Source organism: Streptomyces sp. MMBL 11-1 (genome assembly GCF_028622875.1).
Lineage (GTDB): Bacteria > Actinomycetota > Actinomycetes > Streptomycetales > Streptomycetaceae > Streptomyces.
Map to the genome: position 1 here is coordinate 999,537 of NZ_CP117709.1, position 16,221 is coordinate 1,015,757.

Sequence of the window (16,221 nt, forward strand, 5' to 3'; positions counted from 1 at the left end):
TCAGTCCTTCTGTCCGCGGGCGTTTCGGCGTTCGCGCCTGCGTCCGCGCGCCGAGGGTACGGTCCGGCCGACGATCACCGTGCGGCGGGCGGAGCCGCGACCCCGCGCCGGTTCCGGTTCGGGCTCGGGGGCGGTGCGGCGGCCGAGGGCCTGCCGTACGCCGTAGCCGAACGCGGCGACCTTGACGAGGGGGCCGCCGAAGGTGGAGGCGACGGTCGTGGAGAGCGCGGAGGCGTTGGAGGTGACCTCCTGGACGTCGCTGGCGATGGCGTCGACCTTGTCCAGCTGGGTCTGCGCCGAGCGCACCGTCGCCGAGGCGTCGGCCAGCAACGGGACGGCCTGGTCGGTCACGTCCGCCACGAGCTTGGTGGTCGCCCTGAGCGTCTGGGCGAGCCTCACCAGCACCACGGCGAGGAACGAGACCAGGATCGCCCAGAAGACGGCCACGAGGATCCCGGCCACCTCTCCACCGGACACTGTGCACCGCTCTCTGCTCGTCGCTCCGGCCCTGCAGGGCCTTGTCTCCGTCGGTCGCGTCCGGGCCTCGGCCCGCGCGCCCGATCGTCGTCACACGAGCCTATCGCGCCGCGCATCTCCTCCCCTACCGCATTCTCCGCGGGCGGGGCGGGAGTTACCCCGACGAGATTGTACGGAGAGCTTTCAAGCCAGTACGCTCCGTGTTTTATGCGACGCCTGCAGGACCCCTGCCCGAACGCCGACGATCCGGACGGCCGCCCCGCGGCGGCGACCGGCAGCCTCCCGGCCGAACTGAACCCCTTCGTGGGGCGCGAGGACGAACTGTCCGAGCTGAGCGGGCTGCTGGAGGAGTACAGGCTCGTCACGGTCGCCGGAGTGGCGGGCGTGGGCAAGACCCGGTGTGTCATCCGGCTCGCCGCACTTCGGGAGAAACGGTACTGCGACGGGGTCCTGCTGGCGGAGCTGTCCGCCGTCCGCGATCCCGACCTGCTGGAACACGCCCTGATCGACGCGGTGGGCCTGACCGATCACACCAGCAGGCCGCCGCGCACCGTCCTCGTCGAACATCTCTCCGAGCGCCGGACACTCCTGGTGATCGACGGCTTCGAGCACCTCGTCGACGCCTGCGCCGACCTCGTCACCGAACTCCTGCGCCGGGCCCCGCGCCTCCAGGTGCTCGCGGCCGGGCGCCGCCCCCTCCGGGTGGACGGGGAACGGACCTTCCCGCTCGCCCCGCTGTCCGACCGGGACGCCGTGGAGCTCTTCACCGAGCGGGCGCGCGGGGTGCGGCCGGGCTGGGATCCGACGCCGGGTGAGCGGGCGTCCGTGCTGGAGCTCTGCCGCCGCCTCGACGGGATTCCGCTGGCCCTCGAACTGGCGGCCGGGCGGCTGCGCGCTCTCTCGGTGGAACAGGTGCTTCTGCGCCTGGACGACCGGTTCCGGCTGCTGACCGGCGGCCGCCGCGGCGCGCCGCCCCGCCACCAGACGCTGCGTACGGCGATCGGCTGGAGCCATGAGCTGTGCACGCCCGAGCAACGGCTGCTGTGGGCGCGGCTCTCGGTGTTCGCGGGGCAGTTCGACCTGGAGGCCGCCGAGTACATCTGCGGCGGGGTGGATCTGCCGGCCGACTCGGTGCTCGATGTGCTGGACGAGTTGCTCGCCCAGTCGGTGGTGGAGCGCGAGGACGGCCCGACCGGTGCGCGCTACCGGCTGCTGGACACGGTCAGCGAGTACGGGGCGCAGTGGCTGGCGGCGGCCGGGGACGCCCCGCGGCTGCGGCGGCGGCACCGGGACTGGTTCCTGGGGCTCGCGACCTGGTGCGAGCTGGACTGGTTCAGTCCGCGCCAGGCGGAGGTGGCGGCCCGCGTCGACAGCGAACTGCCCAATCTCCGCCGGGCGATGGAGTGTTCGATGGAGAGCCCCGACGAGGTGCATCTGGCGCAGTACCTGGCGGGCACGCTGTGGTTCTACTGGGCCGGCTGCGGGCGGCTGTCCGAGGGCCGGTACTGGCTGGACCACGTCCTGGAGGAGCCGTCCCCGCACGATGCCGCACGGCTGAAGGTGCTGTGGGTGCTGGGCTATGTCGCCGTGCTGCAGGGCGACGCGGTCGGTGCGATCTCGGCGCTCCAGGAGTGCAGGGAGGAGGCCGAACGCTCCGGGGACGCGACCGCACTGGCGTACGCGGTGCACCGCACGGGGTGCCTGGCGATCGTGACGGACGACCTGCCACGCGCCGAGGAGCTGCTCCGCGAGGCACTCGGCCGGTACCGCGAGGTCGGCGAGCTGAACAGCAACGTGCTGATGGCGCAGGTGGAACTGGCCATGGCGGTGGCGTTCCTCGGTGATCTCGACGCGGCCGCGGCGATCTGCGACGAGGTCCGGGAGATCTGCGAGGACCACGGGGAGCGGTGGGCGCTGGCGTACGCGCTGTACGTCCTGGCGTACGCGGCGCTGCGGCGGGGGCGGCCGGCCCGGGCGCGGCAGATGCTCGGGGAGTGCCTGACGATCAGCCGGACGTTCAACGATCTGCTGGGCACGGTGCTGTCGCTGGAGCTGCTGGCCCTGGTGACGGTGGTGGAGGGGGACGCCGGGGAGGCCGCCGTGCTCCAGGGTGCGGCGGAGGGCATCTGGCCGTCGGTGGGGCTGCGGTTGTTCGGCTCGGCGTTCTACGGGCGGCCGCGGGCGGAGTGCGAGGAGCGGGCGCGCCGGGAGATGGGGAGCGCGGCGTACGAGGACGGGCTGCGGGTGGGCCGGCGGCTGGATACGGGCACCGCGGTCGACCGGGCCCTGGGCGGCGGCGGACCGGGCGCGGCGGTGGACGGGCCGGGCGCGGGCGGGGCGCCGCCGGCGGGCGGGCCCGGGGGAACGCGAAGGCCCGCCGCCTCCCGGATGACAGGGAGGGGCGGGCCGGAGCGCTGGTGAGAGCGGCTACGCCTGGATCAGCGGGCGTAGTACTCGACGACGAGCTGCTCGTCGCAGATCACCGGGATCTCCTTGCGGTTCGGGTCCCGGTCCAGGCGGAAGGCCAGGGCCTTCAGGTTCACCTGGAGGTAGCGCGGGGTCTCACCGTCGGTGTCGTAACCACCCTCGCGGGCCACCTGGAAGGGGACCTTGGAGCGGCTGCGCTCGCGGACCATCACGACGTCGTCGGGACGGACGCGGAACGACGGCTTGTCGACCTTGCCACCGTTGACCTCGATGTGGCCGTGGACGACCATCTGACGGGCCTGGTAGATGGTGCGGGCGATGCCCGAACGCAGGACCAGGGCGTCGAGGCGGCGCTCGAGCTCGACGACCAGCGCCTCGCCCGTCTTGCCTTCGGCCTTCTTGGCGCGGTCGTAGGCGCGCACCATCTGGCGCTCGCTGATGTCGTACTGCGCACGCAGGCGCTGCTTCTCCAGCAGACGGACCTTGTAGTCCGAGTTCTGCTTGCGGCCACGGCCGTGCTCGCCCGGCGGGTACGGACGAGCTTCGAAGTACTTGACAGCCTTGGGCGTCAGAGCGATGCCGAGGGCACGCGACTTCTTGACCTTGGGACGCGACTGGTTAGGCACGTTCTCCAGACCTCCGTTGTGGGTTAGGTTAGGTTTACCTTACTCAAGGAGATCGCATGTCTAGCCCTGGGAACACCACTCACGTCACGGACAGCACAGACAGCGGCAGCACACCTGAAGGTGCTGCTACGACGGAAGGCCGATCTGATCGTGGTCAGCCGCGTCCCAGCGGGCTTGAAAACACTCGGATGCCGTCAGCAGCCGAGCGCACACGAACTCTCGTACAGAGTACCTGCTCCGCACTGCTCGTCGTACCGGGGCTCGATCCGGCCCGCGCCGAGCCCCTGATCCCGGAGAGCAGGAGCATGGGCCCCGAGGGCGACCTGTTCCTCGCGTTCCCCGCGGATTCCCCGGCTGTTCGGGCCGCGACGCACGCGCAGGGCGACGAGCTGGCCGCCGTGCTGGAGATCACGGACGTCGCCCCGGTCTCCGTACCGCACCGGATCCGCGGCCGCGCGTGGGTCTCCGGCTGGCTCACCTCCGTGCCCGGCCTGGCCGGGCCCGGCCGGATGATGCTGCGCCTGGAGTTCGGCGAGGCGTACGTGGACGACCTCTGGGGCGCCGAGGAGATCGAGCCGGAGGACTTCCGGGACGCCGCCCCGGACCCGCTGGTCCTCCACGAGCCGGAGCTGCTCCAGCACCTGCACTCCGCCCACGACGAACAGATGCGCACCCTGTGCGGTCTGCTGGGCGAACGCACCACCCGCACCCGCTCCTCCCACCCGCTCCGGGCCGTACCGGTCGCCCTGGACCGCTTCGGGCTGCGGGTCCGCTTCGTCGAGGACCGGGGTTCCTGCTTCGACGCCCGCTTCGAGTTCCCGGAACCGGTCCGCGACGTCACCGAGCTGCGCCGCGCCATGCGCACACTCTTCGAGGCGGCCGCCTCCTGATCCGGCGGAGCTTCCGGTCAGCCGCTCTCGTGGTCGGACGGGGCGCTCAGCAGGCGGTGGACGAGGACGCTCCAGCTCTCGGCCAGCTGTCGGCCTTCGGTCGAGGAGAGGGGCTCGTCGGTCTCGGGCATGGCCAGGAACAGCAGCAGCGGGCCTTCGAGGGCGCCGGTCAGCTGGACGGCCAGGCTGTCCAGGTCGGGGAGATCGACCTCGGCCTGCCCCAGCAGGACGCGCAGGTGCACACGTGTGATCGACGCCGCGCCGGCGGGGACGGGCTGGTTCCGGTCGAGGGCGGCGCGGGCGACGCTGTGATGGTCCAGCAGGAAGGCGATCCGGGCCTGCCCGTAGGCGACCATGCGGTCGAGCGCGGGCGCGCCCGGGCCCAGGGGGGGCGGGCCGTGGAGCACCTGTTCCTGGAAGGCGCGGTCGTCGGCGTCGAGCAGGGCGCGGAAGATGCCGGCGCGGGTGCCGAAGCGCCGGAAGACGGTGCCCTTGCCCAGGCCGGCGCGTTCGGCGAGGGCGTCCATCGTGACGCCGCAGGCGCCCTCGTCGGCCAGCATCTCCCGGACGGTCGCGAGGAGCAGCTCGCGGTTGCGCACGGCGTCGGCGCGTTCGGGACGGGGCCGGCCCAGCGGGATGAGGGATCCGTTCACCTGTCCAACCTACCGCCCTCCAGGCTAAGCGGGGTATGGTCCGTTTATGGCGGTGGCGAGCTGCCTGCCCTGGGCCTTCCCGCCGACCGCCCTCCACGACTGCCCTTGAGGAGTTCCACGATGAACCTGTTCCGTCTGGACGCGAGCATCTTTCCGACCACTTCGGCCAGCGCCGAACTGGCCTCCCTGGTCGAGGCCGAGTGGACTGCCGCACACCCCGGCGCCACCGTGACGCGACGGCATATCGCCACGGATCCCCTCCCCTCCGATGCCTGGGCCCTGGCGACCACGGCCGGCTTCACCCCCGAGGCGGACCGGAGCCCTGCCCAGCGCGACGCGGCGGCCCTCGCGGCGACGCTCGTGGAGGAGCTGCGCAACGCGGACGCGGTCCTTCTCGCGGTGCCGTTCTACAACTTCGGGGTCTCCCAGCACTTCAAGGCCTGGGTCGACCTCGTGATCGCCGGAGCGGGCCCCACCGACCCGGTGCTCAAGGGCAAGCCCACCACCCTGATCACCACCATCGGCGGCGGCTACGGCCCGGGCGCGCCGCGCGAAGGATGGGACCACTCCACCTCATACCTGGAGCGCATCGTCCGCGACGTGTGGCAGGCCGACCTCACCCTGGTCAAGCGCGAGCTGACCCTGGCTGCCACCACACCGGCCATGGAGCAGCTGCGGGACCTCGCGGACCAGCACCACACCGCCGCCAAGGAGCAGGCGCGCGAGGCCGGACTCACCATGGCCGGCAACTGACGCGGCCCTCCGCCCGCGTGATCACGGGGGCCGGCCGGGTTCATCCGTCGCCGGGAGCTCGGCATGGTCCTCGCGCTTGCCGCGTGCGGTGAGCAGGGGACCGAGCCGCCCGGCCGCGTGGACACTCCTCGCCGGCCCCGGTGTGACGGCCACGCCGTGGGCGGCGAGGTCCTTCGCCCCGCTCAGGACCGTCTGACCGCCGCGTTCCTCCAGGAGCCGGGCGGCCCTTCAGCGCCTCGGATCACGGTCCGCCGCGCGACCTAGGGAGCGTCCGCGCTCTCGCCGGAACGGCCCAGGCGCTCGCGGACGCGCTCGACGACGTCCGCGTACCGCGCCTCGGCGCCGTAGCGGGTCGGGGTGTAGTACCGCCGGTCGCGCACCGCGTCCGGGGCGTACTGCTGGGCGGCGATGCCGCCCTGCACGTCGTGCGGATAGACGTACCCCTGGGCGTGGCCGAGCTTGGCGGCGCCCTGGTAGTGGCCGTCGCGCAGATGGGCCGGGACGGGCCCCGCGAGCCCCTTGCGCACGTCCTCCCGCGCGGCGGAGATCGCCAGGGTCGCCGCGTTGGACTTGGGGGCGAGCGCCAGTGCGATGGTGGCGTGGCTGAGGGTGAGCGCCGCCTCCGGGAATCCGATCATCGCCACCGCCTGGGCGGCGGCCACGGCCGTCGGCAACGCGGTGGGATCGGCCAGGCCGATGTCCTCGCTGGCCGAGATCATCAGCCGCCGGGCGATGAACCGCGGGTCCTCCCCCGCCTCGATCATGCGGGCCAGGTAGTGCAGAGCGGCGTCCACGTCGGAGCCGCGGATCGACTTGATGAGCGCGCTGGCCACGTCGTAGTGCTGGTCGCCGTCACGGTCGTACTTCACGGCGGCACGGTCGACGGTCGCCTCCAGCGTCTCCAGGGTGATCTCCGCCTCGCCCGTGGCGATGGCCGCGCCCGCCGCGGCCTCCAACGCCGTCAGGGACCGGCGCGCGTCGCCGCCCGCGATCCGCAGCAGATGCGCCTCGGCGTCCTCGGGCAGGGTGACCGCCCCGCCGAGCCCCCGCTCGTCGGTCAGCGCCCGCCGCAGCAGATCACGCAGGTCGCCGTCGGTCAGCGATTCCAGGGTGAGCAGCAGGGACCGCGACAGCAGCGGGGAGATGATCGAGAAGTACGGATTCTCCGTGGTGGCGGCGATGAGAGTCACCCAGCGGTTCTCCACGGCGGGGAGCAGGGAGTCCTGCTGGGCCTTGGAGAAGCGGTGGATCTCGTCCAGGAAGAGGACGGTCTCCTTGCCGAAGCCGCCGGTGGCGCGGCGCGCGCTCTCGATGACGGCCCGGACCTCCTTGACGCCCGCGGTGATCGCGGAGAGCTCGACGAAGCGCTTGTTGGTCGCCTTGCTGACCACGTACGCCAGGGTCGTCTTGCCGGTGCCGGGCGGGCCCCACAGGATGACCGAGGACGCGCCGGCCGGACCGCCGCTCCCCTCGACGAGGCGGCGCAGCGGCGAGCCCGGCTTCAGCAGGTGCTGCTGGCCGACGACCTCGTCGAGGACGCGGGGACGCATCCGGACAGCGAGGGGGCTGCTGGACGGGTCCTTCTCCTGGCGGTCTTCGGCGGCTGCGGTAAAGAGGTCGGGCTCCACGTCATGAAGCCTATGCGACACCACTGACAGCGCCGCCGGGGCCACCTGCCGAAGTCGTGGGTGCTCAGCTGGTCCAGAAGTCCCACCAGCGGGTCAGGATCAGCATGCCGATGATCCCGATCCACATCACCGGAAGCACCCAGGGGAACTCGGTGAGCCCGCCGCGCAGCCAGGCCGGGGCCGGGAGGATGCGGTGCTTGACGTTGTGCGTGGTCACGTAGCAGAACATGACGATGGTGGCGACCCAGGCCAGGCAGCACCACAGGCAGAGCGAGTTGATGTTGTACAGCGACTGGTACTGGAGCCAGGTGCAGAAGCCGACGCCGAACAGCGTCCCGGCGTTCAGCCCGAGCCAGAACCAGCTGCGGAAGCGCGCCCCGGCGAGCAGGCCCATCCCGATGGCGATGACCATGCCGTACGTGACGAGGCCCAGCATCGGGTTGGGGAACCCGAACACTGAGGCCTGCTCGCTCTTCATGATGTTGCCGCACGCGACGACGGGGTTGAGGCTGCACCCGGGGGTGAAGGAGGGGTCCTCCAGCAGCTTGAACTTGTCGAGGGTGATGACCCAGGCGGCCAGTAGTCCGGCCGCGCCGGTGATCACCAGGAGCAGTGCGAGACCGCGCCCGGCCCCGAAGGCGCGCTTGCGGCCGCCCTCGTCCTGATCGGAGGAGAGATCGTGGTCTACCGCTGCAGTCGTCATATCGCCGTTCCGTCACCGAGTGGTCAGCCGGGCAAGGTCATTGTGCCGCACCCCCGTACGGATCAACCGTTCGATGGACATAAAGGTGTACGCCCATGAGCGCCCCTACGGGGGGACTCCTGAGGTGACGAGGCCGGGACGACGGAAGATGTACGTGTGCCCGGCACCGGTCCGGTGACGTCGGGCGCGCGGGCGGCACCCAGCCGGAATCACCGGCCAGGGTGAGTCCCCGCCCGCCGGGTTGACGGCGGACGAGAAAGGCGCGGGCGGCGGGACCGAGGTCCCGCCGCCCGCGCCCCGCTCACGCCCCGGTCAGCCGAGGCGCTTCGTCAGCTCCGCCGCGACCTCGGCCAGCGGCACCGGGCCCTGCTCGCCGGACTCCATGTCCTTGAGCTGGGCGACGCCCTCGGCGAGGTCGCGCTCGCCCGCGACCAGGGTGTAGCGCGCGCCCGAGCGGTTGGCGCTCTTCATCGCGCCCTTCAGGCCCCGGCCGCCGAACGCGAAGTCGGCGGCGATCCCCGCGCGGCGCAGCTCGGTGACGACGCCGAACAACACCCGGCGGGCCTCCTCGCCGAGCGGGACCGCGTACACGCTGGTGGTGACGGGCAGGTCGAGCTCGACGCCCTCGGCCTCCAGCGCGAGGACCGTACGGTCCACGCCGAGCGCCCAGCCGACGGACGGCAGCGCGGGGCCTCCGATCATCTCGGACAGCCCGTCGTAGCGTCCGCCGCCGCCCACCGCGGACTGCGAGCCGAGACCGTCGTGGACGAACTCGAAGGTCGTGCGGGTGTAGTAGTCGAGGCCGCGGACCAGCTTCTCGTCGTCCTCGAACGGCACGCCGGCCGTCGTGAGCAGCGCCCGGACCTCCTCGTGGTACGCCCTGCAGGCGTCGCAGAGGTGGTCGCGGAGCTTCGGGGCGTCGGTGAGCTGCTTCTGCACGTCGGCCCGCTTGTCGTCCAGGACGCGCAGCGGGTTGATCTCGACGCGGCGGCGGGTCTCGTCATCGAGGTCCAGGTCCCGCAGGAAGGTCTGGAGCGCCTCGCGGTAGACCGGGCGGCACTCCTTGTCGCCCAGCGAGTTCAGCAGGATCCGGAACTGGCGCAGGCCCAGCGAGCGGTACGCCTGGTCGGCGAGGATGATCAGCTCGGCGTCCAGGACCGGGTCCTCGGTGCCGATGGCCTCGGCGCCGACCTGCGAGAAGTGACGGTAGCGGCCCTTCTGCGGGCGCTCGTAGCGGTAGTACGAGCCGGAGTACCAGAGCTTGACGGGGAGGTTGCCCGCCTTGTGGAGGTTGGCTTCCAGGGCCGCCCGCAGCACGGATGCGGTGCCCTCGGGGCGCAGGGCCAGCTGGGAGCCGCCCTTGGTGGTGAGGGTGTACATCTCCTTGGTGACGATGTCGGTGGACTCACCGACACCGCGTGCGAAGAGTTCGACGTCCTCGAAGCCGGGCGTCTCGATGTAGCCGTACCCCGAGTCGCGCAGCGGGGCCGCGATGGCCTCGCGCACCGCCAGGAACTTCGCGGAGTCCGGCGGGGTCAGGTCGTACGTGCCCTTGGGGGCCTGAAAGGTGCTCACGAATACGTCTCTCGTCTACATTCCTCGGCGCGGCGCCGCGTCCAGACCGTTCAGATACGGGTTGGAGGCGCGCTCGCGGCCGATGGTCGTCTGGGGTCCATGGCCGGACAGCACCACGGTCGAGTCGTCGAGCGGCAGGCACACGCGGGCCAGCGACTCGAGCAGCTCGGCGTGGTCGCCGCCGGGCAGGTCGGTGCGTCCGACGGAGCCGGCGAAGAGCAGGTCGCCCGAGAAGAAGACCGGCGGAATGTCCGCGGCCTCGGGCATCCCGAACGTCACCGACCCCTTGGTATGGCCGGGCGCGTGCGAGACGCCGAACTCCAGACCGGCCAGGGCCAGCTTCGAGCCGTCCGTCAGCTCCTTGACGTCGTCCGGCTCCCCCACGGTCAGCTCGCCCATGAGCGGCATCCCGATCGAGCGGCCGAGCGCCTTCTCCGGGTCGCTCATCATGTAGCGGTCCTCGGGGTGGATCCAGGCGGGGACGTCATGGGCGCCGCAGACGGGGACGACCGAGGCGACATGGTCGATATGGCCGTGGGTGAGGACGACGGCGACGGGCTTGAGCCGATGCTTCTTCAGCGTTTCCTCGACGCCCTGGGCGGCCTGGTGGCCCGGGTCGATGATCACGCACTCCTCACCGGCGGCGGGGGCGACCAGATAGCAATTGGTCCCCCAGGCCCCGGCGGGGAACCCGGCAATGAGCACGATCGTCCTTAATGTTCGTCCGGAGGATGCGGCAACGGCGAAGGATGCAGCGGATCAGAGCCTACCGGCGCTCCTCATGACACAGGTAACCCATATACGGTACGGGCAACTCAGGCCCTCATCCCACGACGTAACAAGGAGCCCAACCGGTGTCCAGCAGCGAACAGCGGCGGCGGCAGCTCGCCCGGGAAAAGTTCGAGCGCCAGCAGAAGCGCCGGGAGGAGGCCCGCCGCAGGACGAGGCGTGTCACCGCGATCGTCGCGGCCTCGGTGGCCGTGGTCGCCGTCGTGGGCGTGAGCGCGTTCGTCGTGGCGGGCAAGGACGACGACAAGGACAAGAAGAACGAGGCCGCGGCGAGCCAGAGCCCCACCCCGGAGCCCTCGGAGAGCGAGAGCAAGGCTCCCACGCCGCCGATGAAGATCGACAAGAAGGCGACGTACACGATGTCGCTCAAGACGAGCCAGGGCGACATCGCGTTCTCGATGGACGCGGCGAAGACTCCGGAGACGGTGAACTCCTTCAAGGCGCTCGCCGACAAGAACTACTTCGACGACACCAAGTGCCACCGGCTGACCACGCAGGGCATCTTCGTGCTCCAGTGCGGCGACCCCAAGGGCGACGGCACGGGCGGCCCGGGCTACAACATCCCGGACGAGAACCTGGACGCGCTCGGCAAGGCGGGCGCCGACGGCACGGTCGTCTACCCGCCGGGCACGGTGGCGATGGCCAATACCGGTCAGCCCGGCTCCGGGGGCAGCCAGTTCTTCCTGGTCTACAAGGAGACGAAGCTCCCGCCCACCTACACCCCGTTCGGCACGATGGACGACGCCTCGCTGAAGGCCGTCCAGAAGGTCGGCGAGGCCGGTGTCGAGGGCGGTGCGGGCGATGGCGCCCCGAAGAAGGCCGTGTCGATCGAGAAGGCCTCGGTCGAGAAGGGCTGAACCGGCGGGACGGCGACCGGCCGGGCGGCCGTGGGCCGAGCGGAGCGCTGCCCCGGACCGGAGCGAAGAATTTCGGCCGTGCTGAGTGCGGACAGCCGGGTGGCCGGTCGCCTAGATTGGCGTTGTGCAGGGCGGGCGATGCCCGCCCCAGGAAACTGTGGACGATGCCCGGGGGGCGAACCCCCTCGCAGGCATCAGGTGGAGGAGGCGCTGTGAGCAGCGACCCGTGGGGCCGCGTCGATGAGACGGGCACCGTGTACGTGCGTACAGCCGAGGGCGAGCAGGTCGTCGGATCGTGGCAGGCCGGTTCCCCCGAGGAGGCTCTGGCCTATTTCGAGCGCAAGTACGACGGCATGGTGGTCGAGATCGGCCTCCTCGAACGGCGGGTGAAGACCACCGACCTGTCGGCGAAGGACGCGACGACGGCCATCGGCCATCTGCGGCAGCAGGTCGACGAGCACCATGCGGTGGGCGACCTCGACGCACTGCGCAAGCGGCTGGACGCGCTCGTCGCGACGGTCGAGGAGCGGCGCGAGGAGCGCAAGGCGCTCAAGGCCAAGCAGACCGACGAGGCCAAGCAGGCCAAGGAGGCGCTGGTCGCCGAGGCGGAGGAGCTGGCGCGGAGCGAGCAGTGGCGCTCGGCCGGCGAGCGGCTGCGGGCGCTGGTGGACACCTGGAAGGGTCTGCCCCGCCTCGACCGCAAGTCGGACGACGAGCTGTGGCATCGCTTCTCGCACGCCCGCTCGGCGTTCTCCAAGCGGCGCAAGGCCCACTTCGCCGCGCTGGACGCCCAGCGCGAGGACGCCCGCAAGGCCAAGGAGAAGCTGGTCACCGAGGCCGAGGCGCTGTCCGGCTCCACGGACTGGGTGACCACGGCCGCGCGCTACCGCGACCTGATGACCGAGTGGAAGGCGGCGGGCCGCGCCCAGCGCGAGTCCGAGGACGACCTGTGGAACCGCTTCCGCGGCGCCCAGGACGTCTTCTTCGCCGCCCGCAGCGAGGTCTTCGCGGAGCGGGACGCCGAGCAGGGCGAGAACCTCAAGCTGAAGGAGGAGCTTGCCGCGGAGGCCGAGAAGCTGGTGCCGGTGAAGGACCTCAAGGCGGCCCGGGCCGCGTTCCGGTCCATCAACGAGCGCTGGGAGGCCATCGGCCACGTACCGCGTGACGCCCGCCCGAAGGTCGAGGGCCGGATGCAGGCGGTGGAGCGGGAGCTGCAGCAGTCCGAGGAGTCGGAGTGGCGCCGGACGAACCCGGAGGCGCGGGCCCGCGCCGCGGGTCTGACCGGTCAGCTCCAGGCCGCCGTGGACAAGCTGCGCGGCCAGATCGACACCGCGCGCGCCGCCGGCAACAACGCCCGTGCGGACAAGCTGGCCAAGGAGCTGGAGGGCCGTCAGGCGCTGCTGGACCAGGCGCTCAAGGGCCTGGAGGAGTTCGGCGGCTGACGTCGGACAAGGGAGGGCCCCGGTACGCGTCGCGTACCGGGGCCCTCCCCTTTCGCCCCTACGGCCTGCGGGCCGAGGTGACCCGGTAGACGTCGTAGACGCCCTCCACGCCGCGTACGGCCTTCAGGACGTGTCCCAGGTGTTTGGGATCGCCCATCTCGAAGGTGAAGCGTGAGGTGGCCACCCGGTCCCGGGAGGTCTGGACGGCCGCCGAGAGGATGTTGACGTGCTGGTCGGAGAGGATCCGGGTGACGTCGGAGAGCAGCCGGGAGCGGTCCAGAGCCTCGACCTGGATGGCGACCAGGAAGACCGAGGACTGCGTGGGGGCCCACTCGACCTCCAGGATCCGTTCGGGCTGCTGCGAGAGCGAGTCCACGTTGACGCAGTCGGCGCGGTGCACGGAGACGCCGCTGCCCCGGGTGACGAAGCCGATGATCGGATCACCGGGGACGGGCGTACAGCAGCGGGCCAGCTTGACCCAGACGTCCTCGACGCCCTTGACGACGACGCCGGGATCCGCGTTGGCGCGGCGCTTGCCGCGACCGCCGTGCGAGGGCGGGGTGGACTCGGCGAGGTCCTCGTTGGCCTCGTCGTGGCCGCCGAGTGCCTGCACCAGCTTCTGTACGACGCCGGCGGCGGCGACGTGGCCCTCGCCGATCGCGGCGTACAGCGAGGAGATGTCCGGGTAGCGCATCTCGTGGGCGAGGGTCACCAGGGAGTCGCCGGTCAGGATGCGCTGGATCGGCAGGTTCTGCTTGCGCATGGCGCGCGCGATGGCGTCCTTGCCCTGCTCGATGGCCTCGTCGCGGCGCTCCTTGGAGAACCAGGCGCGGATCTTGTTGCGGGCGCGCGGTGACTTGACGAAGCCGAGCCAGTCCCGGGAGGGTCCGGCGCCGGCCGCCTTGGAGGTGAAGACCTCGACCAGGTCGCCGTTGTCGAGCGTCGATTCGAGCGGGACGAGCCGCCCGTTGACGCGTGCCCCTATGGTCCGGTGGCCGACCTCGGTGTGGACGGCGTACGCGAAGTCGACGGGGGTCGCGCCGGCGGGCAGCGCTATCACGTCGCCCTTCGGCGTGAAGACGAAGACCTCGTTGCGCGAGAGGTCGAAGCGCAGGGACTCCAGGAACTCGCTGGGGTCCTCGGTCTCCTTCTGCCAGTCCAGGAGCTGGCGCAGCCACGCCATGTCGTTGACGGTGTCCTGCCCGCGCCCGGTGCTCTTGGGTACGTCGGTACGCACCTTGGAGGCGCCGGCGGAGGGCTCCTGCTTGTACTTCCAGTGGGCGGCGATGCCGTACTCGGCGCGGCGGTGCATGTCGAAGGTGCGGATCTGGAGCTCGACGGGCTTGCCGCTGGGACCGATCACCGTGGTGTGCAGTGACTGGTACATGTTGAACTTGGGCATCGCGATGTAGTCCTTGAACCGCCCGGGCACCGGGTTCCACCGGGCGTGGACGGTGCCGAGTGCCGCGTAGCAGTCGCGGACCGTGTCGACGAGGACCCGGATGCCCACCAGGTCGTAGATCTCGGCGAAGTCGCGGCCTCGCACGATCATCTTCTGGTAGACGCTGTAGTAGTGCTTGGGGCGGCCGGTGACGGTGGCCTTGATGCGGGCGGCGCGCAGGTCGGCCTGGACCTCGTCGGTCACTATGGCGAGGTATTCGTCGCGCTTGGGGGCGCGTTCGGCGACGAGCCGGACGATCTCGTCGTACATCTTGGGGTAGAGGATCGCGAAGGCGAGGTCCTCCAGCTCCCACTTGATGGTGTTCATGCCCAGCCGGTGCGCCAGCGGGGCGTAGATCTCCAGCGTCTCGCGGGCCTTCTTCTCCTGCTTCTCCCGCTTGAGGTAGCGCATGGTGCGCATGTTGTGCAGGCGGTCGGCGAGCTTGATGACCAGGACCCGGGGGTCCTTGGCCATCGCGACGACCATCTTGCGTACGGTCTCGGCCTGCGCGGCCTCGCCGAACTTGACCTTGTCGAGCTTGGTGACGCCGTCGACGAGCAGGGCGACCTGGTCGCCGAAGTCGCGCCGCAGGGTGTCCAGGCCGTACTCGGTGTCCTCGACGGTGTCGTGCAGCAGGCCCGCCATCAGCGTCGCCGGGTCCATGCCCAACTCGGCGAGGATCGTGGTGACGGCCAGCGGGTGGGTGATGTAAGGGTCGCCGCTCTTGCGCTTCTGACCCCGGTGCCAGCGCTCGGCGACCTGGTAGGCCTTCTCGATCTGGCGGAGCGTGGCCGTCTCGATCTTGGGGTCGTTGCCCCGGACCGTACGCAGGAGGGGTTCCAGGACCGGGTTGTACGGGCTGGAGCGCTGGACACCCAGTCGGGCGAGGCGGGCCCGCACGCGGTTGGAGGATCCGCCGGTTCGGGAGGCGGACCCGGTGGTGGCTCCGGCCTTCGCGGGGGGCCCGGGGGGCGGCGGCTTGGGCGCGGCGGCGGCCGGCTTCCTCGGCGGCGGCTGCGCCGGGCCCGTCGTTCCGGCCGGATTCGGCGGCGCCTCGGGGCTCGCGGGCTTCGTGGGAGGAGCGGGCTTCGCGGCGGCCGGGGGGCGCGCGGCGTCGGCGGCGGGCTCGGCGGGCGCGGGCTCCGACGCGTTCGAGGGCGCGGCCTTCCGCGGCGTGGCGGGGGCCGCCACGGGCTTGTCGGGCTGCGGGGCGGCGGCTGACTGGGCCTCGTCTGGCAAGAGCGCTCCTCGTACGGATCCGGGGTACCCGGAGAGCCCATGGTATCGATCCCCCGGCCGGACCTCGCCCGGGGACGTCGGGAGCATCCACAACGAGGGAGGGGCACCCGGTATTCCCGGGTGCCCCTCCCTCGCGCTCGGCGTCCGCCGCCGGGCGGTGGCCGACGGCTCAGACCGTGATCAGGGCCTCCAGCGGCGCTCCGGCGAGGCCCGGCTCCAGGCGGGCCCGGCCCGCGAGGAAGCCGAGTTCCATGAGGACCGCGACGCCCGCGACCTGGGCACCGGCCCGCCGGATGAGCTCCAGCGAGGCCTCGGCGGTGCCGCCGGTGGCGAGGACGTCGTCGATGATCATGATCCGGTCCTGGGCGTCGAGGTCCTCGGCGTGGATCTCGATCTCCGCGCTGCCGTACTCCAGCTCGTAGGACTGGCTCAGCGTGGCGCCGGGGAGCTTCCCGGCCTTGCGGACCGGGATGAAGCCGATGCCCGCCCGGACCGCGACGGGCGCGGCCAGGATGAAGCCGCGCGCCTCCAGCCCGACGATCTTCGTGGCGCCGTGCCGTACGCACAGCTCCGCGAGGGCGTCGGTGAGTGCCGTGAAGGCCACCGGGTCCGCGAGCAGCGGCGTGATGTCCTTGAACATCACGCCCGGCTTCGGGTAGTCCGCGACATCGCGGATCCGGCTGAGCAGCAGCTCCCTGATGGATTCGGTGGTGCTCGTCAT

At 71.5% G+C, this 16,221-nt stretch carries 14 protein-coding genes; 5 read left to right on the forward strand and 9 right to left on the reverse strand.

Annotated elements, in window-relative coordinates; translation table 11 throughout:
* Positions 1-462 carry a DUF948 domain-containing protein gene (locus tag PSQ21_RS04095; protein WP_007457957.1) on the reverse strand — a complete coding sequence of 154 codons (462 nt, stop codon included), beginning with the start codon at positions 460-462 and terminating at the stop codon, positions 1-3.
* Positions 463-684: 222 nt separating this feature from the next.
* On the opposite strand from PSQ21_RS04095, the gene PSQ21_RS04100 reads away from it, so the two are divergent.
* Positions 685-2,898, forward strand: coding sequence for an ATP-binding protein (locus PSQ21_RS04100; RefSeq protein WP_274029026.1), 2,214 nt, complete (start codon positions 685-687; stop codon positions 2,896-2,898).
* Positions 2,899-2,915: 17 nt separating this feature from the next.
* Here the strand turns inward: PSQ21_RS04100 and rpsD are convergent, their stop codons facing one another.
* A complete protein-coding gene (gene rpsD / locus PSQ21_RS04105; RefSeq protein WP_274029027.1) occupies positions 2,916-3,530 on the reverse strand; it encodes a 30S ribosomal protein S4 in 615 nt (204 codons plus the stop codon).
* A 188-nt stretch (positions 3,531-3,718) separates the two neighbouring features.
* On the opposite strand from rpsD, the gene PSQ21_RS04110 reads away from it, so the two are divergent.
* Positions 3,719-4,420, forward strand: coding sequence for a DUF2470 domain-containing protein (locus PSQ21_RS04110; RefSeq protein ID WP_274029028.1), 702 nt, complete (start codon positions 3,719-3,721; stop codon positions 4,418-4,420).
* Between the two features lie 17 nt (positions 4,421-4,437).
* On the opposite strand, the gene PSQ21_RS04115 is transcribed toward PSQ21_RS04110, so the two are convergent.
* Positions 4,438-5,073 (reverse strand): TetR/AcrR family transcriptional regulator, encoded by a 636-nt coding sequence (locus PSQ21_RS04115; protein ID WP_274029030.1) that lies wholly within the window; start codon positions 5,071-5,073, stop codon positions 4,438-4,440.
* A 120-nt stretch (positions 5,074-5,193) separates the two neighbouring features.
* Between PSQ21_RS04115 and PSQ21_RS04120 the strand changes: the two genes are divergently transcribed.
* On the forward strand, positions 5,194-5,826 hold the full coding sequence (locus PSQ21_RS04120) for an FMN-dependent NADH-azoreductase (RefSeq protein ID WP_274029031.1): 633 nt from the start codon (positions 5,194-5,196) through the stop codon (positions 5,824-5,826).
* 260 nt (positions 5,827-6,086) lie between these two features.
* On the opposite strand, the gene PSQ21_RS04125 is transcribed toward PSQ21_RS04120, so the two are convergent.
* The 4 genes from PSQ21_RS04125 to PSQ21_RS04140 all read right to left on the reverse strand — a co-directional run bounded on the left by PSQ21_RS04125 (position 6,087) and on the right by PSQ21_RS04140 (position 10,437).
* A complete protein-coding gene (locus PSQ21_RS04125) occupies positions 6,087-7,454 on the reverse strand; it encodes a replication-associated recombination protein A (RefSeq protein ID WP_274029032.1) in 1,368 nt (455 codons plus the stop codon).
* A gap of 64 nt (positions 7,455-7,518) precedes the next feature.
* The gene (locus tag PSQ21_RS04130) at positions 7,519-8,157 is read right to left on the reverse strand and encodes a vitamin K epoxide reductase family protein (RefSeq protein ID WP_274029033.1); all 639 of its coding nucleotides are present in this window, start codon (positions 8,155-8,157) and stop codon (positions 7,519-7,521) included.
* A gap of 312 nt (positions 8,158-8,469) precedes the next feature.
* Positions 8,470-9,732 (reverse strand): histidine--tRNA ligase, encoded by a 1,263-nt coding sequence (gene hisS / locus PSQ21_RS04135; RefSeq protein WP_274029035.1) that lies wholly within the window; start codon positions 9,730-9,732, stop codon positions 8,470-8,472.
* Positions 9,733-9,747: 15 nt separating this feature from the next.
* The gene (locus tag PSQ21_RS04140; RefSeq protein WP_274029036.1) at positions 9,748-10,437 is read right to left on the reverse strand and encodes an MBL fold metallo-hydrolase; all 690 of its coding nucleotides are present in this window, start codon (positions 10,435-10,437) and stop codon (positions 9,748-9,750) included.
* Positions 10,438-10,586: 149 nt separating this feature from the next.
* Here PSQ21_RS04140 and PSQ21_RS04145 point away from each other — a divergent pair, with 149 nt between their 5' ends.
* Positions 10,587-11,378: a peptidylprolyl isomerase gene (locus PSQ21_RS04145; protein ID WP_274029037.1), complete on the forward strand. Its 792-nt coding sequence runs from the start codon at positions 10,587-10,589 to the stop codon at positions 11,376-11,378.
* 212 nt (positions 11,379-11,590) lie between these two features.
* Positions 11,591-12,820, forward strand: coding sequence for a DUF349 domain-containing protein (locus PSQ21_RS04150; RefSeq protein ID WP_274029038.1), 1,230 nt, complete (start codon positions 11,591-11,593; stop codon positions 12,818-12,820).
* Between the two features lie 58 nt (positions 12,821-12,878).
* Here the strand turns inward: PSQ21_RS04150 and PSQ21_RS04155 are convergent, their stop codons facing one another.
* Complete coding sequence (locus PSQ21_RS04155) at positions 12,879-15,500, reverse strand: RelA/SpoT family protein (RefSeq protein WP_274029039.1); 2,622 nt, start codon at positions 15,498-15,500, stop codon at positions 12,879-12,881.
* A gap of 169 nt (positions 15,501-15,669) precedes the next feature.
* Complete coding sequence (locus PSQ21_RS04160) at positions 15,670-16,221, reverse strand: adenine phosphoribosyltransferase (protein WP_274029040.1); 552 nt, start codon at positions 16,219-16,221, stop codon at positions 15,670-15,672.

What these genes read in the sequence shown, in the direction of transcription:
- PSQ21_RS04100 (WP_274029026.1), top strand. Translation starts at nt 685, where the DNA reads ATGCGACGCCTGCAGGACCCCTGCCCGAACGCCGACGATCCGGACGGC.
- PSQ21_RS04110 (WP_274029028.1), top strand. Translation starts at nt 3,719, where the DNA reads ATGCCGTCAGCAGCCGAGCGCACACGAACTCTCGTACAGAGTACCTGC.
- PSQ21_RS04120 (WP_274029031.1), top strand. Translation starts at nt 5,194, where the DNA reads ATGAACCTGTTCCGTCTGGACGCGAGCATCTTTCCGACCACTTCGGCC.
- PSQ21_RS04130 (WP_274029033.1), bottom strand. Translation starts at nt 8,157, where the DNA reads ATGACGACTGCAGCGGTAGACCACGATCTCTCCTCCGATCAGGACGAG.
- PSQ21_RS04160 (WP_274029040.1), bottom strand. Translation starts at nt 16,221, where the DNA reads ATGACGAGCACCACCGAATCCATCAGGGAGCTGCTGCTCAGCCGGATC.